The organism is Oceanobacillus timonensis, from assembly GCF_900166635.1.
In the GTDB taxonomy this organism is placed as follows: Bacteria; Bacillota; Bacilli; order Bacillales; family Amphibacillaceae; genus Oceanobacillus; species Oceanobacillus timonensis.
Window position 1 is genome coordinate 3,690,259 of record NZ_LT800497.1, and the last position, 23,139, is coordinate 3,713,397.

23 protein-coding genes, 1 pseudogene and 1 riboswitch are annotated in these 23,139 nt (G+C 39.0%); of the genes and pseudogenes, 8 read left to right on the forward strand and 16 right to left on the reverse strand.

Translation table 11 applies throughout. The features are described 5' to 3' along the window. Positions 1–44: 44 nt before the first annotated feature. Positions 45–157, reverse strand: a riboswitch (SAM riboswitch). A 128-nt stretch (positions 158–285) separates the two neighbouring features. The 3 genes from B7E05_RS18150 to B7E05_RS18160 are packed head-to-tail and all read right to left on the reverse strand — an operon-like array spanning position 286 to position 3,356. Next, complete coding sequence (locus tag B7E05_RS18150) at positions 286–1,296, reverse strand: NAD(P)/FAD-dependent oxidoreductase (protein WP_080875522.1); 1,011 nt, start codon at positions 1,294–1,296, stop codon at positions 286–288. A gap of 24 nt (positions 1,297–1,320) precedes the next feature. After that, complete coding sequence (locus tag B7E05_RS18155) at positions 1,321–2,343, reverse strand: FecCD family ABC transporter permease (protein ID WP_080875523.1); 1,023 nt, start codon at positions 2,341–2,343, stop codon at positions 1,321–1,323. Beyond that, positions 2,340–3,356, reverse strand: coding sequence for a FecCD family ABC transporter permease (locus B7E05_RS18160; protein WP_080875524.1), 1,017 nt, complete (start codon positions 3,354–3,356; stop codon positions 2,340–2,342). Before B7E05_RS18160 ends, B7E05_RS18155 begins: the two co-directional genes overlap by 4 nt. 141 nt (positions 3,357–3,497) lie before the next feature. Here B7E05_RS18160 and B7E05_RS18165 point away from each other — a divergent pair, with 141 nt between their 5' ends. The 7 genes from B7E05_RS18165 (at position 3,498) to B7E05_RS18195 (ending at position 10,661) form a co-directional block, all read left to right on the forward strand. Beyond that, complete coding sequence (locus B7E05_RS18165; RefSeq protein WP_080875525.1) at positions 3,498–4,460, forward strand: iron-hydroxamate ABC transporter substrate-binding protein; 963 nt, start codon at positions 3,498–3,500, stop codon at positions 4,458–4,460. Positions 4,461–4,691: 231 nt separating this feature from the next. Continuing rightward, complete coding sequence (locus B7E05_RS18170) at positions 4,692–5,534, forward strand: ABC transporter ATP-binding protein (RefSeq protein ID WP_080875526.1); 843 nt, start codon at positions 4,692–4,694, stop codon at positions 5,532–5,534. Between the two features lie 497 nt (positions 5,535–6,031). Beyond that, positions 6,032–7,621, forward strand: a complete 1,590-nt coding sequence (locus tag B7E05_RS18175) for a Vga family ABC-F type ribosomal protection protein (protein WP_080875527.1) — start codon at positions 6,032–6,034, stop codon at positions 7,619–7,621. A 239-nt stretch (positions 7,622–7,860) separates the two neighbouring features. Further along, positions 7,861–8,604, forward strand: a complete 744-nt coding sequence (locus B7E05_RS18180; RefSeq protein ID WP_080875528.1) for an ABC transporter ATP-binding protein — start codon at positions 7,861–7,863, stop codon at positions 8,602–8,604. Beyond that, positions 8,601–9,368: an ABC transporter permease gene (locus B7E05_RS18185; RefSeq protein ID WP_080875529.1), complete on the forward strand. Its 768-nt coding sequence runs from the start codon at positions 8,601–8,603 to the stop codon at positions 9,366–9,368. Before B7E05_RS18180 ends, B7E05_RS18185 begins: the two co-directional genes overlap by 4 nt. Positions 9,369–9,570: 202 nt before the next feature. Beyond that, positions 9,571–10,005, forward strand: a complete 435-nt coding sequence (locus B7E05_RS18190) for a MarR family winged helix-turn-helix transcriptional regulator (RefSeq protein ID WP_080876361.1) — start codon at positions 9,571–9,573, stop codon at positions 10,003–10,005. A gap of 56 nt (positions 10,006–10,061) precedes the next feature. Further along, positions 10,062–10,661, forward strand: a complete 600-nt coding sequence (locus B7E05_RS18195) for an alpha/beta hydrolase (protein WP_080875530.1) — start codon at positions 10,062–10,064, stop codon at positions 10,659–10,661. A 39-nt stretch (positions 10,662–10,700) separates the two neighbouring features. Here B7E05_RS18195 and B7E05_RS18200 read toward each other — a convergent pair whose 3' ends face one another. From B7E05_RS18200 to B7E05_RS18220, 5 genes are all read right to left on the reverse strand, one after another. Next, the gene (locus B7E05_RS18200; RefSeq protein WP_080875531.1) at positions 10,701–11,651 is read right to left on the reverse strand and encodes a calcium/sodium antiporter; all 951 of its coding nucleotides are present in this window, start codon (positions 11,649–11,651) and stop codon (positions 10,701–10,703) included. Positions 11,652–11,995: 344 nt separating this feature from the next. Then, a complete protein-coding gene (locus B7E05_RS18205; protein WP_179134575.1) occupies positions 11,996–12,547 on the reverse strand; it encodes a DUF5067 domain-containing protein in 552 nt (183 codons plus the stop codon). 100 nt (positions 12,548–12,647) lie between these two features. Then, the gene (locus tag B7E05_RS18210) at positions 12,648–12,881 is read right to left on the reverse strand and encodes a YolD-like family protein (RefSeq protein ID WP_179134576.1); all 234 of its coding nucleotides are present in this window, start codon (positions 12,879–12,881) and stop codon (positions 12,648–12,650) included. After that, complete coding sequence (locus tag B7E05_RS18215; protein ID WP_080875534.1) at positions 12,878–13,093, reverse strand: hypothetical protein; 216 nt, start codon at positions 13,091–13,093, stop codon at positions 12,878–12,880. Before B7E05_RS18215 ends, B7E05_RS18210 begins: the two co-directional genes overlap by 4 nt. Before the next feature lie 395 nt (positions 13,094–13,488). After that, a complete protein-coding gene (locus tag B7E05_RS18220; protein ID WP_245833158.1) occupies positions 13,489–14,502 on the reverse strand; it encodes a glycosyltransferase family 2 protein in 1,014 nt (337 codons plus the stop codon). A gap of 156 nt (positions 14,503–14,658) precedes the next feature. Between B7E05_RS18220 and B7E05_RS18225 the strand changes: the two genes are divergently transcribed. After that, positions 14,659–15,051 (forward strand): hypothetical protein, encoded by a 393-nt coding sequence (locus B7E05_RS18225; protein WP_080875535.1) that lies wholly within the window; start codon positions 14,659–14,661, stop codon positions 15,049–15,051. A 391-nt stretch (positions 15,052–15,442) separates the two neighbouring features. Here the strand turns inward: B7E05_RS18225 and B7E05_RS22705 are convergent. From B7E05_RS22705 to B7E05_RS18265, 8 genes and pseudogenes are all read right to left on the reverse strand, one after another. Continuing rightward, positions 15,443–15,979: pseudogene (locus B7E05_RS22705) on the reverse strand (N-acetylmuramoyl-L-alanine amidase); the annotation flags it as partial. A gap of 58 nt (positions 15,980–16,037) precedes the next feature. Then, positions 16,038–16,304 carry a phage holin gene (locus tag B7E05_RS18235; RefSeq protein WP_080875536.1) on the reverse strand — a complete coding sequence of 89 codons (267 nt, stop codon included), beginning with the start codon at positions 16,302–16,304 and terminating at the stop codon, positions 16,038–16,040. A 13-nt stretch (positions 16,305–16,317) separates the two neighbouring features. Continuing rightward, positions 16,318–16,593, reverse strand: coding sequence for a hypothetical protein (locus B7E05_RS18240; RefSeq protein WP_080875537.1), 276 nt, complete (start codon positions 16,591–16,593; stop codon positions 16,318–16,320). A 152-nt stretch (positions 16,594–16,745) separates the two neighbouring features. Further along, positions 16,746–18,737: a phage tail protein gene (locus B7E05_RS18245; protein WP_080875538.1), complete on the reverse strand. Its 1,992-nt coding sequence runs from the start codon at positions 18,735–18,737 to the stop codon at positions 16,746–16,748. Positions 18,738–18,755: 18 nt separating this feature from the next. Then, positions 18,756–20,000, reverse strand: a complete 1,245-nt coding sequence (locus tag B7E05_RS18250) for a hypothetical protein (protein WP_080875539.1) — start codon at positions 19,998–20,000, stop codon at positions 18,756–18,758. Next, complete coding sequence (locus B7E05_RS18255) at positions 19,993–21,021, reverse strand: S8 family peptidase (RefSeq protein WP_080875540.1); 1,029 nt, start codon at positions 21,019–21,021, stop codon at positions 19,993–19,995. Before B7E05_RS18255 ends, B7E05_RS18250 begins: the two co-directional genes overlap by 8 nt. After that, positions 21,021–21,713, reverse strand: a complete 693-nt coding sequence (locus B7E05_RS18260; RefSeq protein WP_080875541.1) for a hypothetical protein — start codon at positions 21,711–21,713, stop codon at positions 21,021–21,023. Before B7E05_RS18260 ends, B7E05_RS18255 begins: the two co-directional genes overlap by 1 nt. A gap of 9 nt (positions 21,714–21,722) precedes the next feature. Then, the gene (locus B7E05_RS18265) at positions 21,723–23,138 is read right to left on the reverse strand and encodes a phage tail domain-containing protein (RefSeq protein ID WP_080875542.1); all 1,416 of its coding nucleotides are present in this window, start codon (positions 23,136–23,138) and stop codon (positions 21,723–21,725) included. Position 23,139: the final 1 nt, after the last annotated feature.

The window sequence follows — 23,139 nt, forward strand, 5'->3', positions numbered from 1 at the left end:
TAAAAACAGCCTCTTTCCACAGGAAAAAGGCTGTTTTTACATTCGCCTTATCTCCCAAAATAAACATGCATTATTTTGCAGGAATTGGCACCTTTTCTTTTCATAAAGAGGTTGCCGGACGTCATTGGGCCTGTCCCTCAGTCGCTCTGGATAAGTATATATTATAAGATTGTAATGTTACTTTAATGGGGAAATTGTATACTCGCTAAACCATTTTGTCAATGTAAGAAAGCAATTTTAACGGCTAGTTTATTATCCTTTTTAAATGAAAGACATTTCCTTACACTATACTTCCCCGGTAAATCCAGCATAATTTGTAGAGAATAAATGCTTCACGGGATCTTCCGGGTCAGCGATTTTTTTCGCATGATTAACAGCAATTGGTCCTTCATTAAATGCCCCGGCAATTAATCCAAGCTTATCTGGATAATGTGCAATATCACCGATAGCAAATACGCCTTCCACAGATGTCTGCATGCTGGAATCAACCGCAATCATGCCATCTATCATTTCCAATCCCCATGTGGTGATTGGCTCGAGGTTAATTTGAAATCCATGGTTAACAACTAATCGGTCGACCTCTATCTCCTTCTCCTTTGTTTCGTCCTCTAAATGGGTAAGTATCACCTTTTCAACTTGCCCGTCCGTTCCATGCAATGCTTTTATTTCATATGGTGTCATTATATCCACACGGGAGTTTTTCAATTTGGTCACACTGCTTTCCAGCCCTTTAAACTGGTTACGGCGATGAATGAGCGTGACACTTTTGGCGATGTTTTCAAGTTCTAACGCCCAGTCCACCGCGCTATTACCACCGCCAGAAATAAGAACATGTTTATCATAATAATCCGCCAGCTTTCTGACTGTATAATGTAAGCTTTTCTCTTCGTAATAGACCGCTTCTGGATGATCCAGCTTCACGGAATGCAATGTTCCAAAACCGGTTGCCAGTATAACTGTTTTTGAATAATGCATATTTCCGTTGCTGCTCAGAAGTTGAAAATGGCCATCTTCCATTCGCTCCATATCCACAACTTGTTCGCCTAACACCACTTCCGGATCAAATGTCATTGCCTGTTCCACAAGCTGTTCCGTTACTTCTTCTCCGGTAGCATGTGCAATTCCACCGATATCACGGATCACTTTTTCCGGGTAAAAATAAGGCACTTTTCCGCCGAGATAAGGAAGATATTCTATAATTTTTGTCTTCATTTCCCGCATTCCGCTATAGAAAGCTGAAAATAAACCAGCTGGTCCACCACCAATAATCGTGACATCGTATATTTCCTCGTTCATAGTTACGCGAGCTCCTTTCTATTTTTAATTGGTTTTCATCAGTAAATAAACAAAATAAGGTGTACTGACAATCGAAACAACAATTCCCACAGGTATCGTTGTCGGTGCCAATATATTACTTCCAATCATATCTGCAGTGACTAAAATAAATGCCCCCAATAAAGCCGAGATCGGAATCACATAATGATGCAGCGGACCGACCAGTCTACGGACAATATGCGGAACAACCAGTCCTAAAAAGGCAATTGCACCGCCAGCTGCTACGGCTGCACCTGCTAATGCGACAGCAATTAATAACAAGAGTCCCCGTTCTCTTTCTACATGTGTTCCGAGGCCGGAAGCAACATCGTCTCCTAAGTGAAAGACATTTAAGTTTCTTGCTTTTTTCATCGCAATTGGAATCAATATCAGCATCCATGGCAATAATGCAAAAACAAAATTCCAGTTTTCGTTCCAAATCTCTCCTGTCAACCAAATCGTTACCTGCCGATAATTTTGCGGATCCATTCGTAATTGTAAAATTGTCATGAGAGCACCAAATGCCGCATTCACTCCAATTCCAACCAAAACAAGCCGAATGGGTGTGACTCCTCTTTTCCAAGCAATCGTATAAATCAAAACAGCTGCCGTAAACGCCCCAATTAAAGCAACAAAAGGCAGCATATAGTTGTTTAAGGCGCTGTCTGTCGGGATAGCTCCTTGAAAGAAATATAAGAATACAACAATCGCAAAACCTGCCCCTGAATTAATGCCTAAAATTCCTGGGTCTGCAAGGCCATTCTGCGTGATTCCCTGCATAATGGTTCCGGAAACAGCTAAACCTGCTCCAATTAATAGAGCCAATATAATTCCTGGCATCCGAAAGTTGAATAATACCAGTTCCTGTCTATCTGTCCCCTGCCCCATCAATGTTTGTATTACTTCCTTCGGGGAAATGGAAATAGCTCCCAAGTTCAAACTGACAAAGGAAATAATAATCATTCCAATAATAAGTATGCCGATAATCATCCAAAATCGAAGCCGCTTTTGCTTCTCTACTGCGTTCATTTTTTATCACCCCCGCTGCCTCTGGCTAAATAGAGGAAGAATGGCACACCGATAATAGATGTAATCGAACCTACCGGTGTCTCAAATGGGGCATTTATCATCCGTGCAATAAGATCTGCATTCACAAGCAATAAAGCGCCAAACACTGCTGAAGTTGGTATAATCCAGCGGTAATCCGTTCCGATAATAAACCGGGTAATATGCGGAATAATCAGCCCGACAAATCCGACAGCACCAGCAACAGAAACAGCAGCACCGGTCAATATTAAAACCACCACGATGCCCGTAATTTTAATCAGCGTGTTATTTTGACCCAGCCCCGTAGATAAATCATCACCTAAACTAAGGACAGTGATAGACTTCGAAATAGTTAATGCCAAAACCACTCCTACTACTCCGGCAAAGAGAAGAATGGTTACAGCATTCCAGTCTGCACCATCCAATCCGCCTGCAAGCCAAAAGCCCATATCTTTCTCCAACTGAAAATGCAGCGAAAGAATAGAAGAAATAGAGCGTAATAACGTTCCAATTGCAACACCAGCCAGCGCCAGCTTAATCGGTGTTAATCCGCTGCTGGAAAAAGAGCCGACCAAAAATACCAGGGTTACTGCTATTCCAGCTCCGATAAAGGTAGCAAACGTTAATCCAATGTTGGAAGCAGCCGGATAAAACGCTAATATAATCACCAGCATAAAGGCCGCTCCATCTGTTACCCCCATAATGGATGGTGATGCAAGCGGGTTACGCGTCATTCCTTGCATCACTGCTCCAGACATAGCTAAAAACGCACCTACCAATACAGCAGCTAATGCCCGCGGAATCCGCAGTTCCCAAATAACCTGATGCGCCTGCACTCCTTCACTGAATTGAAAAATTGCCTGCCAAACCGTATGTAAATCAACTTTTGTTGCACCATAAGAGATAGACATGCCAATCGAAAAAAGAACAAGGCTAACTCCGATGATGTTTATCAATCCTTTTGTTATTTTCGAAGAACGTGAAAAGAATTTCATTACTTGTATACTCCTAAGTTTTCTTTTAAAATATCAAATACCATATTAACATTTTCGAGTAAAATAGCATATTGACTTTCTAATTGAAAGTGATTATCATTATCGGTAGATGTTTATTATAACATAAAAGGAGAAAAAACAATGAACAAATTCATGCAAAAAAATTACTTATTTATGCTCATACTTATCACTTTATTATTTCTTGCTGCTTGTGGCAATAATGATGATAACAGTTCAGATGATTCAGATAGTTCCGGCGATACCGATGAGTCTTCGGAAATGACTGTTGATTCCGATATGGGAGAAGTGACCGTCCCGGCAAATCCGGAAAAAATTCTTGCTCCCTACAATGAAGATACATTAATAGCACTTGGCGAGACTCCAGTTGCGAAATGGGCAATCGGTGAAAGTATTCAGGACTATTTAGAGGAAGACTTGGCCGATGTAGACACCATTGAATGGACGCTGCCATTGGAACAAGTTCTCAGCATCGAACCAGATCTTATTATTTTGGATCACACCTTAGATAATTATGAAGGTTCTTATGATGATTACGCAGCAATTGCGCCAACCTATGTATTATCCGAAGAAGAGGAAAATGATTGGAAAGTACGTTTACAGAAATTTGGAGAAATTCTCGGAAAAGAAGCAGAAGCGGAACAAACCTTAGCAGATTATGATGAAAAGGTAAATCAGGCTAAGGAAGAACTTGATGAAACATTAGGTGACGAAAGCGTCGCAATGATGTGGGTGACAGGCGGTGAGTATTTCTTATTTGAAGAAAATCGTCACACTGCAACCATGATTTACAATGAAATGGGCGTGGAAGTTCCTGACATCGTAGAAGAGCTTGGACAAGGCGGAGAAGCGTGGAACCCTATTTCCTTAGAGAAACTTTCGGAAATAGATGCCGATCATTTGATAATTTTAGGAAATGAAGAGGATGAAGGAATCCAAGCATTGGAAAACAGCAATGTCTGGAATAACACCGACGTGGCTCAAAATGATCAAGTATACTATATAGAAGATGAAAGTAACTGGACCAACAATGGTTTTGTAGCTGCAGAAAAGACGATAGATATGTTTGTTGATTTATTTAAATAAGACGTCTTTCAAAGGCACAAAGCAGCAAACGCTGTTTTGTGCCTTTTTTACTGTTCAAATTATTGTTGATTTTGTCATGTAATCCGAGTGCAACAGCCATGTTGCCCTATTTGGAATACCTTCTTCTCCACTAATTGAAAACGATTATCATTGACTATTATTCGTTGGAGAGCTAGAATAAAAGTAGTATTCTATACGCACCTTTTTTTAGGCTGGGGAGGCGTTTTAACATTGAACTCATTAACAGCAAGTAACTTAACACTTGGATTTGGTGACCGGATAATCATAGATGAATTAGATATTTCCATCCCTAAAGGGGAGATTACTGTTTTTATCGGTCCAAACGGCTGTGGTAAATCAACATTATTACGTTCTTTGGCACGTTTATTAAAGCCAAAGCAAGGCTCTGTTGTTTTAAACGGGCAAAATATTGCTAAAATGCGAACGAGAGATGTCGCACAAAATCTAGCCATTTTGCCGCAAGCACCAGCAAGCCCAGAGGGATTAACGGTTTATGAGCTGGTTAAGCAAGGCAGGCATCCTTATCGAAAAATGATGAAGCAATGGTCGCAAGAAGATGAAGAAGCTGTGCAAAAAGCATTGGAAGATACAAATATGGCTGATTTAAAAGATCAATCTGTTGATTCCCTGTCAGGCGGACAGCGCCAACGTGCGTGGATTGCGTTGACCCTCGCTCAGGATACAGATATTATTCTGCTGGATGAGCCGACGACTTACCTTGATTTAATGCATCAAATTGATGTACTGGATCTTCTGTTTGAACTAAACGAGAAAGACGGTCGTACTATCATTATGGTATTGCATGACTTAAATCTGGCAAGCCGTTACGCAGATCATATTATAGCGATAAAAGATAAAAAAGTATACGCTCAAGGCAAACCGGAAGATACTATTTCAGCAGACCTTGTTTCTGCCGTCTTCCGTATGAGCTGTAACATTGCCCGCGACCCAATCTTCGGAACACCTATGTGCATTCCGCATGGGCGGGGAAATTGTTTGATTAAAGATGCTATACAGGAAAACCCGATACATCAGCCGCCAAGAGCGCTATGATATTCATAAAAAAAGCCCGGACAATGGTTACGTATTCTATTACTAGAATGCAAATTTGTCCGGGCTTTTTTCTTCGCAGCGATAAATATCCATCTTATTAAAAAATTCAAAAGATGAATCCATCTTTTAATGACAAACACTGCTTTTTCCGTTATACTATAATCAATAAATATCGAAAGGGTGAACAAAGAGAACATGAAGTATTAATCCTGTTTTTTTAAAGAATGAATTCCATAAAAGCATCACAACAGCTGGAAGGCTGTGCTGTTTGTCATGCTTTTATCGAACGATTTCAGAACAGGATTAGCCTTTATGCTTGTGATACCCGTATGAAATAAGTGTTGTTAGACATGTTCAAAAGGAACCAAATGGAGACTTTTTAAACATCCTCTACCATCCTTATTTCTTTTTAGGCGACCCCTGTTCTGAACAAAGAATAGGGGTTTTTTATTTGGTTGACCTCCCTATTCATTTTGCATAACCAGGGAGATGATTTTATGACAATTATAGAAGCGCATCATATAGAGCATAGTATAAAAGAAAAAACTTTATTTTCTATTGAACATCTGGCTGTTCAAGCAAAAGACCGTATTGGTTTAGTTGGAAAAAATGGTTCTGGAAAGACAACCTTGCTTCATCTGCTTGCCGGCAACCTGCAGCCGGAACAAGGAACGATTCAAATAGATACGACGGTTTCCTTATTACCGCAGTTAAAAGAGAAAAGAGAGCAGAAAAGTGGCGGCGAAGTAACACAGGCTTACCTTGTAGAAGCTCTGCAGAAACAAGCCGGCCTGCTTCTTGCCGATGAACCGACAACCAATCTGGACACAGCTCATATAGAATGGCTCGAAAAACAGCTTTCTCATTGGCAGGGAGCGTTGATAATTGTTTCCCACGACCGCCATTTCTTAGATAAATTGTGTCAGCAAATTTGGGAAATAGATGAAGAAAGCCTCCATATTTATTCAGGCAATTATACAGCCTACCGAGAGCAAAAGGAAAAAGAGATCGAAAAACAACGCCAGGATTATCTGCATTACCTGCAGAAAAAAGAACAACTGGAACGTGCCATAGAACAAAAAGAAAAGAAAGCACAACGAGCAACGAAAACACCGAAGAATAAAATCGGTTCAACGGAGGAAAATCCTAAAGGAGCGAAACCTTACTTTGCCAAAAAACAAAAAAAGCTGCAGAAAACATCCAAAGCGTTGGAAACGAGGTTAGACAATCTGGAAAAAGTGGAAAAAGTAAGAGAAACACCTCCTGTCAAAATGGCACTTCCCCATCAAGAGCGATTACAGCAAAAAATTATTTTGCGGATAGAGGATGTAGAAGGCAAGGTTCCCGGAAAACAATTATGGGAAAAAGCAAACTTAAATATAACAGGTGGAGATAAAGTCGGCATTATCGGACCGAATGGCGCAGGTAAAACGACCTTTTTGAAAAAAATAATGCAGGGGGATGCCGGTATCACCTTGAATCCGTCTGTGAAGATTGGTTATTTTAAACAAGATCTATCTACATTAGATTCGGAAAAGTCGATTCTTGAAAATGTTAAGGAAACCTCTAAGCAGGAAGAAACGCTCATCCGAACCGTCTTAGCCAGACTACACTTTTATCGTGATGATGTCTTTAAGCCTGTTCACGTGCTCAGTGGCGGAGAACGCGTCAAAGTGGCCTTTGCAAAACTTTTTGTCAGTGATATCAATATGTTGATTCTCGATGAGCCGACCAACTATCTGGACATTGAAGCTGTGGAAGCATTGGAAGGCCTCCTGCAGGCTTATGAAGGTACGATTTTATTGGTATCCCATGATCGGCAGTTTATCGAAAACATCGCCACCAGGATGATTGAAATAGATAATCAGGAGCTTACTTTCTTTCATGGAAGCCTGCAGCAGTTTCATGAAGAACCGGTGGAAAAAGAAACCCAAGAAGATTCAACGGAACAGCAGTTAATGATAATAGAAACAAAAATAACAGAAATCTTAAGCAGACTCAGCCTGGAGCCTTCGGATGAATTAGACCAAGAATTCCAAAAGCTGCTTCAGCAAAAGCGGGCTCTATTAAATCAGGAAAAGGAATGATAAAAGTGCGTGTTCAAAAAGTACGATAAAAAGGACCAAGAAGTTCAAGGCGACGAGATTTTTACGAACGGAGCGTATGCTTTAAAATACGTGAGTATCGGAAAAATCTCGTCAACGCAGAAATTCGCCGTGTCATTTTTGTTGGACTTTTTGAACATCCTCTAAAATAAGGTTTGTTCAGCGGGAGAGCTTTCCTCTCCTGCTGCGCCTTATACACTATTTCAGAAAGGAACCTAATCATGCAGAAAGCAAATGAACGAACCGATAAAGCAGCCATGGAGCTAACTCATGTCAACTATTCCGATGAAGGGTCAGCGATTATTAAAGATGTGTCCGGCTTTCTCCCTGAAGGAAAAATCACCACTTTTATCGGCCCTTCCGGAGCTGGAAAAACGACCATCTTTCGCTTGTTAAATGGACTGATTTCTCCTGCAAGCGGAGATATTCACCTTTTTGGAGAGAATATTCAAACCATGGAACCGACAACGTTACGACGCACTGTCGGCATTGCCCTGCAAGATGCAACAATGCTGCGCGGTACCGTTTATAAAAACCTGGCTATGCCTAAAACACTGCAAAACCAACAATTAGAACAGGAAGAAGCAGAACATTTACTGACACAAGTAGGATTAGATGATTCTTTTCTCAACCGGGACATAACCGATCTATCAGGTGGCCAGAGGCAGAAAGTCTCAATAGCACGTACACTTGTCAATCGTCCAAAAGTATTGTTGCTGGATGAGATTACCTCTTCCCTTGATCGTGTATCTACATCTGATATCGAACATTTAATCCAGCATATCAATCAACAGTATGCGGTAACGATTGCTTGGATTACCCATAATTTAGAACAAGCATTACATATCGGGGATTATACGTGGATTATGATGAACGGCGAGCTGATTGAAGCAGGTAAAAAAGATATATTGAAAAACCCTGCTGATTCTCGTGTACAGGAATTTGTGAAGGGGGTATCGCAATGAGTTATCTAACTCTCGGCTTATCACTTATTTTTGTCCTCATTCCCTTAGCACTTTCCAAAACATTACATCTTGGATTAGAAAAAGACACCATCATCGCAACCATTCGTTCGATTATCCAGCTCATTGCCGTCGGTTTTATTTTAACTTTTGTATTTGAATCGGAAAGCTATCTTTTTATAATCCTTATGATTGCTCTCATGATTGGAGCAGCAACACATAATGCTCAGAAAAAAGGGGTATCTATCAAGGGGATTATATGGAAGCTGATTCTCACATTTGTTTTTATTGAAGTACTGACGCAAAGTATTCTGCTGGGATTTCAAATCACCCCTCCAACTGCACAATACATCATTCCCATCAGCGGAATGATAGTTGGTAATTCGATGGTGCTTTCTATTCTTTTTCTGAACCGTTTTACAGCAGAAATCCAAACGCAGAAAAAAGAAACAGAGCTACTGCTTTCATTGGGTGGCACACCGAAGCAAGCTATCCACTTGCCATTAATCCACTCTATAAAAGCGAGTCTGATTCCCACCATTGAAAGTCAAAAAACAATTGGACTCGTTCAATTGCCGGGAATGATGAGCGGGCAAATTATTGCTGGGGCTGATCCGATTCAAGCAGTCCAATTCCAGCTGTTAATTCTTTTCCTATTATTGACAACAGCTGCTGTAACCAGTATTATGCTTGGTTTTCTCTCCTATCCATCCCTCTTCAATGAACGGATGCAAATGATTAAAATCAAGATGGATGAAGCGGATTAGGTTTACAGTAGAAAAACAGGAATCGTTCATTAAAACTGGTTAAAACCATGTTCTTATGAAGTACTATACTTTTTTGCTAAGATAAAACATCATTCCAGCTTCTCTTTCTGTCACATTGACAAATTAATTAAAATTCATTATTATTTAATTAAATATATCTTAATTAAGAAGTTTATATATATCGAAAGAAAGGGTGAGAATGTTGGCTGAGAATTTATCATTGAAATCTTTTGTCATTACCATGAAGGCTTCCCGAGCTTTGGAAGAAGTCACAAAAAAGGATATAAAGAAACATGGTATGCGTTCATCTGATTTTGCTATTTTAGAAGCACTGTACCATAAAGGCAGACAGACTATCCGGGACATTTCGGAATCTGTACTAATCAGTACCGGTTCGATAACGTATGTGATTGATAAATTGGAGAAAAAAGAGCTGCTGGCCCGGGTCAATTGTTCGGATGATCGCAGAGTAGTCTATTTAGAAATTACGGATAAAGGGACAGAAATCATGGATGATATCTTCCCAAAACACCAACAGGTGATTGAAGAACTGTTTCAAGGTATTTCGGAAAGTGATAAACAGACCGTTATTGACGTATTAAAAAAAGTCGGTTACAAAGCCAGTGAAAAAGAATAGTTAGTTATAAAGAAGCCAGGAAAATGAATTTTATGGTGAAGAAAGGATGAAAATCTGTGAAATATGTATACGAAGCCAAAGGCAGTCCAGATGGGCCTACCCTGCTCCTTTTACATGGAACAGGCGGGACGGAGAGTGACTTATTACCTTTAGCGGATCTTATTGACCCCAATGCAAATGTCTTGAGCGTACGCGGGAATGTATTGGAAAATGGCATGCCCCGCTTTTTCCGCCGTTTGGGAGAAGGCGTTTTTGATGAAGAAGATTTGATCAAACGAACAGAAGAATTACATGAATTTCTCGATGAAGCAAGTCAAAGAATTGGTTTTGACCGGAAGCAAGTGACGGCTGTCGGCTATTCCAACGGCGCAAATATTGCCGGAAGTCTTTTATTCCATTATAAAGACTCCTTGCAAAAGGCCATTCTTCACCATCCAATGGTTCCTAGAAAAGGAATTGACCTCCCGGATTTAACGGGGACAGAGGTATTTATTGCTGCTGGAGATAACGATCCGATGTGTCCGCCAGAGGAAGCGGAAGAACTACAACAGTTACTCAGAGATGCTGGCGCTAATGCTGATATTCATTGGGAGAGTAATGGACATCAACTCACCATGACCGAAGTAAAAGCTGCCGCAAACTGGTATGCTAACTAAAAAAAGTAGGAGAAACCTTCATCGTTTCTCCTACTTTTTTTAGTTTCTCATAATAATGTAAATCATATAAATGACATACATCAGGAAAAGAATGAAGCCTTCCTTCCGCCCAATTCGAAATCCTGTTCTGGAAAAGATAAGTAATAAAATCGTCAATACAATCATAATCCAGATATCTGTAAAAATAATCGGATTAATCGACAGCGGAGATATTAATGAAGTGGTACCCAAAACAAATAATATGTTAAAGATACAACTGCCAACCACATTCCCCATGGCAATTTCGCTTTCTTTTTTCATTGCTGCGGATATCGATGTAACCAGTTCCGGGAGTGATGTTCCGACAGCAACAATAGTCAGACCGACTAAGGCCTCGCTCATCCCCCATGACAGTGCAATTTCTGTTGCATTATTCACAACAAACTGCCCGCCTATTATGATGGCTGCAACACCAATCACCGTAATAAGGGTGCTTTTTCCCCACTTTACGTTCGAGTCGCCGACCGGTTTCGTTTCTTTCCTGCTTTTTAAACCTACTTCGATAATATAGTACATAAAAATGGACAGGAACAAGAGTAAAATAAACCCATCACTTCTGCTAAGTATATTTTCGGCAGATCCTTGTAATGTCACGTCCCCAGCTAATGCTAATAAAGCTAAGGAAGCCAGTAAGGTAAAAGGAATCTGCTTCACAATCATTTCATTTTTCACTTGAAGCGGAAAGATAACTGCTGCAATACCAACAACCATCGTTATATTAAAAATATTACTGCCGACGACATTCCCGACAGACACATCTGCCGTTCCCTGAATTGCAGCAATAATACTAACGGTCACTTCCGGCGCACTGGTTCCCAAAGCAACAATGGTTAACCCAATTAATACCGGAGGAACACGCAAGAGCCTGGATATATTTGCAGAACCGTCTACAAACCAGTCCGCTCCTTTTACTAATAAGATAAAACCTACGATTAATAAAATATATTCCATGAGTATGTTCACCGTCTTTTTTTCAGATTGCTTCTATTCTACTTTTATCTACTTCATTCGTCCACTATTTTACTGATTGGATAAAAACGTTTTCCAGTATCAACCGATTGTTTTCCCTGTCGAATACTGTTATGATAGGCGTTGCATAACGTGGTTCGTAACCATCCCACGCTAAAATTAGGTTGAATTTAGATGATTTAAAAATACTGGAAACGAGGATGAACGTTGATATAAAGCCGTTTATTCTCTTTTTCGTTTTAATTAGAATAATATAAGATAATATAAAAATTGATTTCGTTTTACACATTTTTTACACATCAAAAAAAGAGAGGGGATTCCCTCTCTTACTCCGTTTCATAAACCCGTTCGAATGTAATATCCTCTTCTGATAAAACACTATCCGCTATTTGAATTTCTGAACCAGGATTTTGTATTTCGAAAGCTAAAATAGCATCTACTGTCTCGCCGCTATTAATTTCAGTATCCATTCTGTATAAGTCTTCCTTATAATCTTCTGGCAATTCTCCATTCGCTCCCATGACAGATTCCGTCGTTACATCTGACACTTCTGACTGATCTAAAACAACCGTGGATGCACTCCAAGGACTTTGCGCTTCATCACTTTTGTTTGTAAATTCGATTTCTATAGCTAAAACTTGATTTCCTCGTATTCCTTCTAATTGCTCTGCTTCACCGAAAACAAACTTATAATCTTCATTTTCGAATACTTCATTGCTTGCTTCGGTATTTTCTTCTTCCGATTCGTTTGCGCTTGATGCTTCTGCAGAAGCATCAGTTCCTCTTGACTCCTCATTGTTTCCTTCTTCGCTTTCCCCTCCGCATGCAGCTAAGAGTAGGACAAGTGATGATACCAATAAAAACAAGAATTTTTTCAATCTACTCTCCCCTTTTCTATGTATTTTATCCTTATATTACCACAAACATAATTACGCTCCAACATCATTTTTAATCGGGATGCCGTGCAAAATGTTTAATTTAAACAGGCTCCACCTGTACTATCCAATTGAAAGGTATTTCTATCCTTCCGTCAATATTAGAACATTTAATATCCATATCCCATATACCCATTGATTTAATAATATTACATGTTATCTCTTTCAATTGATTGTCTTTAAAATATTTTATTCTAACCTCTGTTCCCTCTTTATGCGCATCATGTATTCTAATTCCATTAAGCTCTAACTGATCTAAATCCAAAACAGGTTTCACGCTCCAACGCTCCTTTTGATATAGCCGCAAGACAATATATTATCCAATTTAAAGCTACGGACCTGTTTACGGTAGTAGCAATATGCCAACACTTTATCGTCATCTATATCCACCACTCTAATGATTCGTTGACTTACTTTTCCTTTAGAATCCATATAATAAATCATAATTTTCTCTTTACTGTCCATAGCACGCGTTAAGAAACCAGTCATAATTATCCCTCCAAAAATTGTCGTTTGACGAATGTTTGTTCTGGTTATAATATAAATATATCACATAAATAAGAACAAGTGTACTGTTATTTTTTAACATAAAAAGGAGCCTGCAATATAAACAGCAAGCTCCTAATCTTACAATTACACATCATATAAAGGATGGAATTAGGAAAAGGGTGATGACTCCTTTTGCGTCCCTATGCCGTAATTTTATCTCATAAGAGAGTCCGTGTAAATAGTTAATAAAAGACGCCCGTGTGGTACCGGACGTCTAATTGTAGAGCTATAGATACTCAAATACTAAAGATGGAGGTATTAGATTAACATAACTCTACAATTTAATATTAGCCTATCATATTTAAGCATGTAAAGTCCTAAAACGTGAAGTTGTTCTATATACTACTCTCTTTATCTACAATATTATATTTACCATGAAACAAATCCTGAATAAAGTTTTTAGCATCTCCAGAGAGTAAAGGGTTATTCAAAAGTATCTCCAATGTTTCTTTTGTATGTTCAAAAAATCTAAGAGGTGCGTGTTTTCCCCTTTTAATCATATTTGAGTATCGGTTCAAGTATAACGTAAGATAATCATACTTTTGCTCATCTTTTATAGGTAATGCTTGGATAAAATCGTATACGGATATAAAAATCTTCACAGCATCCCTGGGAGGAGTATTCCCTCTTGATAAAGATGCCTCATCTTTTTCACCAATAAAGTAGTAGCTCTTTTGATTTCCTAAAATGGCAATGTTATCAGAAACGCTATAAATTTTCATCATAAACCAATTATCTTCTCTTACTTTTATATGACTAGGAAAAGATATGTTGTAATTTTCTATGATACTTCTTTTAAACATTTTTCCTACAGCATTTAAAGAGTTATATAACTTTGTTTGCAGAAAATGAAGATTTGTAATTGTTTGAGAATAGTTGAAGGCTGACCTGCTGATTGGTCGTTTACTTCCTTCCTTTCTAAAATAGGGCATACAAACCATATCTGTTTTAGGGCTGGTTTCAACTACTTTCATCGCATCTGCTATTGCATGTGAAGTTATATAATCATCAGAATCAAGAAATAGAATCCATTTTCCGGTAGCTATTTTCATTCCATCATTTCGAGGTAATGATGCACCACCAGAATTGTCTTTTCTACGTAAAAGAGAGAGATTCGGAAAATCAACTTCATATGCAGAAAGTGCCTCAAAAGTTTGATCCGTTGAGCAGTCATCTACTATGATAATCTCCAAATTTTCTTTATTATATGTGATATTTTTTAATTTATCCAAGCAACCTTGAATAGTATCTTCTCTATTAAATACAGGGATAATAATAGATAATTGAATGGACTGATTGCTTTTTTTCAATATGTAACTAGAAAAATCAATTAGCTCTTGCAAAGCCACAACATCACCTCTGATAAATAAATTTCTATTAGTGGTTATGATAACTTATTTTTGCATAAATGACTACACTTCTTTTTTTGTGCTAATTTATGAAAAAATAAGTTACTATGTTACTATATAGAATAAATAAAAGGAAAAAGAGGAGGAATAATTAATATGAAAGTCGGTATGCTAAGAAATATGGATGCCCCACCAAAACAAGCCCGGTTTTTAACTTACATATGTAACCACTATAACTGGGAGTTCTTCTACTTCACTCCAAGAGATATAAACAGGAGAACTATTAACGGATATTTTTTAGAGAGTGGCGATTGGATTAGAGCAGAAACTGACTACCCCGATATTATAGATGCTCCAGATAGTATAGAAAACGACGCAAGATTATTAGATAGACTGAGCAAATTCAGTGTTGTTGTAACCAATAGTGATCACCGAAAGATTTCCAATGACTTTCGTACTCCGGATGACACCTTTTTTGACGTTATGGATGCCGAATCTCGATTAAAATTTTATCACTACGTATTCAATAAATCAGCCCCTCACAATTAAGTGAGGGCTTTTGTTATGCTTAAAATGTACCGGTATTTAAACGTCTTTGCATCTCCTCCACTACCATTGATGGGCGACTTAACACTCCATCCTGCGTAGTACCAAGATATTTTTGTAATGCCTTGATGGTTGCTGGTCCAAGCTTTCCATCCGCATTTACACCGAGTTTCTCTTGCAATGCTACAATCACATTACTTCCACCACTACCAAATTGCACCGTAGTACCATACAATGCTTGGGTTACAGCGTTTCTAGGTTGTTTACTGATAAAACCATCAACCGGAGTATTCAACGCTTCCTGTAGCGCTCGTGTTGTACTGTTACCCCATTTTCCATCCACATCAATGTCACCAGATGGATCAGGGTTACTCCCTCCATTATTACCGCCACCAGAAAGACCTAACGCCTTAGCAATGCCATTAGCATGTCCAAGGGCAATGCGGTCAAGGTAAGCATCTGATTTTAATTTGTTCGCATCAGCAGTTGTATCAATAAAGCCATTCTCCGTTAGAATACCGGGCATAGAAGATTGACGTAATACATGCAAGTTTGCGCGCTTTTTACCTCGGTTGTTAAAGTCAACTTGCTTCATAACTTCTTCATGGATTCTGTCGCGATAAGTTACCGTGTTATTGGAGACACTGCCGTTATAAATGTAGTCTTCATAGCCAGTACCTCCACCGGCATTGATGTGAATAGATACAAAGTAATCAGCACCCCAACTATTTGCATCATTGGTGCGTGCAGCCAGTGAAACTGTTTTATCTGTTGTACGGCTCATACGGATACTGTGACCTGTATAATCACGATTTAAAATGTTTCTTACTTTCAGAGCAATAGATAGTGTAAGAGCCTTCTCCTGTAATCCATTTGCAACTGCACCTGGATCTGTTCCGCCATGTCCTGGGTCTAAATAAATTTTTGCCATAATAAAATTCCTCCTAAAATAATTTTTATATAGAATAAAGAGTAGCTGCAGCTACTCTTTATTTACGCCTTGCTTTCTTGTCATCTTTTGACGCTTTTAAAATCCTGTCAGCTTCCTGTGCTTCTCCTGTATAGCTGTTATTCTTCCAGTGATTCCAGGTTTCACTTAATGCCAACGCCCCAACGGTAATGCCTGCAGCTATCTGCTCATTATCAAAAGGCAGAATTTGATAACCTAAAACCATTCCTGCAGTATTAATAAAAACTACCGCCAACACAATTAATCGTATCCATTTGTTATCGATGTTTTTTAAAGTCTCTTTCATTAAAACCCTCTCCTTAAAATTGATTTATTAGTAAGACAATCAGCGTAACCAACCCAAAAAGCCACCCGCCCCATTGACGGATGACTTCTAGAGTCTTACTTTTCCCTACTCCTGTTGCTTTCATATAAATGATCTCCTTCTGTAGCTTCGCAAGTTCTTCCCTCAGACCATTGTATTTCTTTATAGTCTCTCTGGTCTGTTTCATTTCGGTACGTAGCTCAGTGAAATCATTACTCATGTGTGTTATGAGCTTGTGTAATTCTTTATTACTGTAGCCTTCATCTGACATGCTCGACCCCCTACTACAATTAGACATTAAAAAGAGGCTAGTGCATCACTAACCCCATAAAATAAACCTCTTTCAGTTTTAATAAATAAATACCACAACCTTTCAAGGTATGGAAAATAATCCTTAATCTGTTTCATTTCTTACCTGCCTTGTTAAGTTCTGTGTCCAGTTTTCCCATTAGGGTAAAAGCTGTGTCTAATTACTCCATCAGCGACCATTGCAACTTCACCATCTGTAAATATGCGGATACCGTTTCGGTTATTATCTGTTCCGATGAATACCGCATCCCCGTAGTCACGAACTGTTGATGTTGACCCAACATCCAAACGATTCACCCATACGCTACTACTGTCAGCAACAAGACGTTTTGTAGCACCTTCTCGGTGGTTATACAGAACCTCAAATGTACTGTTGGATCCACTTCTACCGTAGTATTGAATATTTGAATGATTAGATGTTTGCAATCGTATCGATGCCTGATTATGCCTATACGTTTCATTTAAGTCTTCCCATAATCTAGCAGATGAAAATAACCCTAGACTGGATTGACCGCTACTGTAAGTTCCTGAAACAATTGTCTCTTTGTTATTAGTCTCGTTTATAATTCTCAGGCTAGAACGACCATAACCCTCTGTTGTCACACCTAAAGAAAGTGCTCCTTCTCGCTGCATATGCATGCTTAAGATTGGGATGTTTGTATTTTCGATGTATCCAACTGTAAAAGCTGTGAATAAAGTATTTTGGTCATAGTGATAAAAATCTAATCCATACCTACCAAAGTTCATCGTTAACTTATCACCAACATAGCTCCAAACGCGACCGTCAGAGATATCAATCCGCCTATTTCCGCCTGCTGTAATCGTACCAGCCAAAATATGTTCTGCAAGAATGCCTCGACCAGTGATAGCGTTACGGAACGTCCTACCGCCATCTTGTGAAATACCTAAACCTGCACTGTTCAAGACAACAACCAAGTTTGGATTGTTCGGGTCACGTGCGATAATGCCGTTTTCAAATTCCAATTCAGTTTGTGCAGAAAGCAGAGCGTTGGTTACTTGAGCTACCTCATTGTTCAAAGCATTCATCGGCAGTTTACGTTTACCCTCTAAAACATCATTAATGGCATTTGTGGCATTGTTCATTTTGGACTGGTGACGCTTAACAATGTCTTGACTACCAAAAGTAATATCAAGAGCGATAATTTCACCCTTCCAATTTTTTGTTTCCTTCTGATTAACAATCCGAACTTCCTCATTGAAGCCAATTCGTTCATCAATTAAAAACACCCTATCGCCAACATTTGTCTGGCCAATAGGATATCCTTGCTTACGTAAATCGTGAATATCAGCAGTAACACTGATTTTAATAGATTCGTCTACAGTCTTTTTCATTTTCTCGTGTAACGTAGATTCATTACGTATCCGACCATCTTTAACAGGTTCCGATTCACGAATACCAAGAATGTTTGCTAACGGAGAAGTATAATCACCTGTCAATTTTGCATCTTGCCAATCCCCAGCTTGTTTATCGCCCTCATAATCTGCATAACCTTTAATATAGGTATACATTTCAGAAGCATCTACATCATAAACAATGTTAGAGGCATTTAGGCGATGGCGATACATGATGTTTTTATCTTCTCCAACCTGTTCGTCGATGAAAACAGTATTGCCTACTGGTGGTTGAAACTCCCCGCCATAGCGATTTAACCAATCTTGGAACATTTTGAGACGTTTCGTACCACCACCAAAATTATCCCATTCTGATGCAGAGTAATCACCATTTAACACGTAATCATAACCACTGTCAGCAAAGATGATATTTAATGCTCGTGTCGCAGTCATCGAACCACTATGCAAATCATGTACGATGGAAATATTGAAATCGTCAAAGAACTTCGGGATGGCACGTATTTGCGCTTTAATGTGCTGGCCTTCTCCCTGCTTTTGTACAGCAACTATCTTCCATTCTGTTTCGTCATCATCAACCAACGTCCACAACTCTGCTAAATCCATTAAAAAACGGCTATTTGGTTTGTTATACTCCAAATCAGCCGTTAATATTTTATCACTATTTAAGTCATGGTCTACTTCGATTGTTGCCATAACAACATATTCTTTGTTATTTAAGTCTCTGACGTACATGGAGCACCTCCTTTCTTCTTATTTATCCAAGAGGGGGACTGCTACAGAAAAAGTATTCGCGGTACCATGTTCTTTATCATGAGTATTAATTAAAATTTCATTAGCACTTTCGCTTGAACTGACTGAGAGTTGAATTGGTGTTAAATCTCCTGCCCCCGCATCTTTAGTACCCACTCCATACGTAGTCATGAATTTTTTATCGCTTGGAACGCCACTGACAACAACCGGTGTCCCACTTAAACTACCTTCTTCTGGCAAGATTAGCATGGACGTCATATATGCTACGTTATTACGGATGAATGCCAGAGTTCCATAAAAATCAGCACCTTCGATGCCACTTGTTAAAGTTAGCGAAATATCCTCGGAAGGCTCTCGAGGTATACTTTCCACGGTATCTTTCAGTGAATCCAGTTCTGTCTTAGTAGCTTGCTCCTCGTTTTTAACGTTCCCTAATCCTATCTGTGTCTTAGTGACGTTATGAGGATTACTTTTATCGTCAACATGATTTTTAAGCTGCCCCGAACCTGCCTTGTCATTAATATCCGATTGCATCTTCGCTTTTTCTCCATCAGAAAAATGCATATCTCCACTACCAACGTGACCCGAAAACTCTTGTCGTGTCACATAATTTAAATCACCAATTTTTTCGTCTATATCAGTCTGTGTAGCCTTATCATCCCAGCGTTTCTTATCGTCAACTGTCACGTGCGCATCATTATTTGATACATGATTATCAAAATCTGTCTTAGGAGCTTGTTGCACATTAGTCACATTATCTAACCCGATTTGTTCCGCTGTGACTTGATGAGGGTTATCTTTCCGACCAACATGCTCTAACAACCCTGGGTTATCACTTTCTAACTTTTGATAAACTTCATTAGCGACGACATCTAATCCATTTATATTAATGGCGACATTATAAAAATCATTGGCACTTTTATTGATACGTAGCGTGTAATTAACACTAGAAGGAAATACATAAGATGCATCATCATACTCTATTCGAATCTCTACATTATATTTATTAGCTGGAATGACAGCATCAATATTAAACTCAATACGACTGTCAAAGACCGGTGACGTAGTTTGATACTGAATTTCATTTTTTGAATTGATAAAGTTCACAAGCGCAGTCCTGCCATTAAGATATGGCATTATAAGCTTATTATTGTCTAGCAGCTCGACAATAACTGTACTGGCATTATCACCTTGCGCAATGGATGTTACATTGTTAATTAATCTTACATTTAAGGCATTAGACATAACCCATCGCCTCCGTTTCTATCCATTTTCCATCTTTTTTCGCGTATGCTTCTGTTGCCTGCCACGTATAGTCGGTATAGCGTCTGAATTGATTATTCGCCTCATCTAATATCGGCAAAGAGTATAATTCAGCGGGCGGCATTGGTACGCCTCTGCCTTGTTGCTCCGAATTTAGTCCGGGTACCTTTTCGCAATTGTCGAAGACTTTTTCAATAATCTCTTGCGAGGGTAGGTCACTGAATAGCTGTTTGTACAATGCAATTATTCCCGCTATCTGAGGCGTTGACATAGAAGTTCCAGACAGTTTTCCGTAATTATCGTTAACTATAGTCGATTTAATATAAGAGCCATATCCTGCAACATCAACCCATTTCCCGACTCCGCTCGCTTCACGTCTTGTATTAACTGGAGTAAGGTTAGCAACTGTGATAACATTTGGCATTTTCGGAAGTAATTCCTCAAATTCGATATTATCTTCGCCTCTTCCGTCGTTATGATTTCCTCCTGCAACTACGATAATAAGTCCGTTTTTATACGCCTTAAAGAACGCTTCGCGCATTTTTATCCGAAGGTGTTTAGGGGTTCCGGCCGAGCTACCTCTACCATCATCGTAATTGATGCTATTTTCTGCGATATGGATAGACATAAATAATATATCTACTTCCTTTTCGAGGCTATAATCTATCGCCTCGACGAGCGATTTAATACGGTCGCCGTAAGTCCGAAGAAACATCCGTATATGATAATATTCTGCATCTGGCGCGACTCCAGCAGGCTGTCCGTTTTGCAAGTTCTTAGCGCAAGCAATGCCTGCACAATGCGTAGGGTGCTCGCTGGTTCCTTTCCACGCTGTTAAAGGTCCGCAGGCCATTCCATCAACAATAGGGAGCGCCTCATGCTCGTAGATGGGGTCGTCAATAGCAGCGACTTTTACACCTTGACCGGTAATACCTCGATTCCAGTAGTCGTCAATACGTAATTTCGGATGGGCATAGGTTACTGTCGATTTTAATAGTTCCATCAATCTTCACCTACCGGTTTAAACCAAAACTGAGCGTCTTGTGGAGGATTATTCCCAACGTAAAATTGCTGTGGAGGCTTTACACTATCATTCGCAATTTTATAGACTTGTGCAATACTGGTTATAACTCGAATATTAAAAAACGTAGAATAGTGTCTCGACATATTAGACTGATCTAAAAACATACCACCCGCGAAATTTTCTAGTCCGTTATTTTCAAATGGGTATTCATTCCAGGGGAAGACGGTAACACCTGCATTTAATATAGATTCCGCTACGATTCTCCTAAAAATTGTGTATCGTTTTTGTTGTTCCACCGGGAAATTGAGTTCTACCTCATTCCATCCGCGTCTTAAATCAACGATTTTATAATACAGTTCCGCAGTAGCTTCGCTGTTCATCTCTTGTTCCGCTAATCCTACTCCTAATTGTCCAGCTCGGTTAGCGTAAATAGATACTTTATAAATAATGCCGTTAACACCTGCCCGGAAGTTAATTCCATAATTATTAAGATTCCTCGTATCCAATTCTGTCGGTTTTACAATCCCGTTAACTCCTGGTGTCAACCTAGTCGGGTCTGCCGATAAAAAGTCTTGCATAATTTTATAATCTATTTTATCAAGCTTTTCAAAATTACTATTAATCTTTTCTAATTCATCCCGGTTTAACGGACTTCCTATTCTTTCAATCATGTAATCACCTCACTTATAATAAAAAGGGAAATCAAAGGATACTCTTGCACTCTTACAATAATAGACTTCTAAAGTATTCCACCCCGGTGATAATTCCACAAAATCTTTTCGTGTATCCCTCAAAAACGCTAGATTATTTCTGGTAACGTCAGGGCCGTCATAGATAACAGTGTCTGTCGAGTTTAAAGGTACGTTAACCCTTGCTCTACTGCCGTTAGAGTGGTTTGTGATTTGAAACATTTCATCACTGCCTACTACATCTGTAATTATCATTTTCAAATCTTGTTCAAATGGATGGATTGGTACATTCCCGGCGTTATAAATACGGAAGGGAGTTTTTTCTTTAGCGTTATGGGTAAAAGACATTGATTCATTGTCATATAACAATCCCATTCCGTATCCCCACAACCCATCATCTATACCAATTCCTCCTGTTTTAATGGAAGGCTCTGCAACGATAAAATAAGCACCTTTTTCTGACGTTTGTTTCGTACCAATCATCAATGCATGTTCCCCAGTGTCATCCTCATGGATAAATGTTGCCGTGTATTTATAGACAGTCTTAGTATACCCACTGATATCTGCACTCCCAACGGCTATTTTGTCTAATGAAAGCCTACTAGTAAAAGTACCGTTTGACCTTAATATACCTGTATAATTAAAATCACTACTTAACCAATCAGATGTTGCACCAATAAAAGACAATTTATATTCCTTGCCTTTAATGAGATGGATATTATATCTAGTCCGAATTCTTCGATTATCACCAAGCGGAGCAGATGGAACAGAGACTCGTAAAAATGATTTATCGTAACCTTCATAACTTACAGGACTTGATGATGAAAAACTCGTATCGCCTATAGTAGACCAAAAATCATAATGGCTTGCTACAGTCAAGTCTGCATAAGAGATTAGATTTCCTGTGTCTATATCCGCAGTAGTTCCAATGGATTCAGCAAACGGCAATTCCGTAGTCTCGAATTCCAATTCACCTTCACCGTCATATACCATTTGTTCTAACTCAAACGTATTTTGTAAACGGACCTTATATATTTTTCCTCCGATAAATTTATTGTTTGTAGATTCGTCCATCTTTGCAGGTTCATTCAAATCAACAAAAGCGTAAGCAAGCTGCTTTGCCCGCCTACGCTCTCTGATATAATAAGATTCTTTATCCAACACTTTTTCAAACAATAAATCTCGTAATAATGGATAGTCATGATAATCTCTAGCTCGAACCATGAATGGCACTTTTATGGTTCTCACGCCATATGTTGATCCATAATCAACACGCCTGTCTGTGCCTTCAACTTCTCCATATTGAGGTTCTATAGGTATGGATGACACGATAAAATCTTTGACTATCACACCGAAATCCTCAAAATTAAAAGAATCTCCATTCTGTTTTATGATTTGTGCATCCATC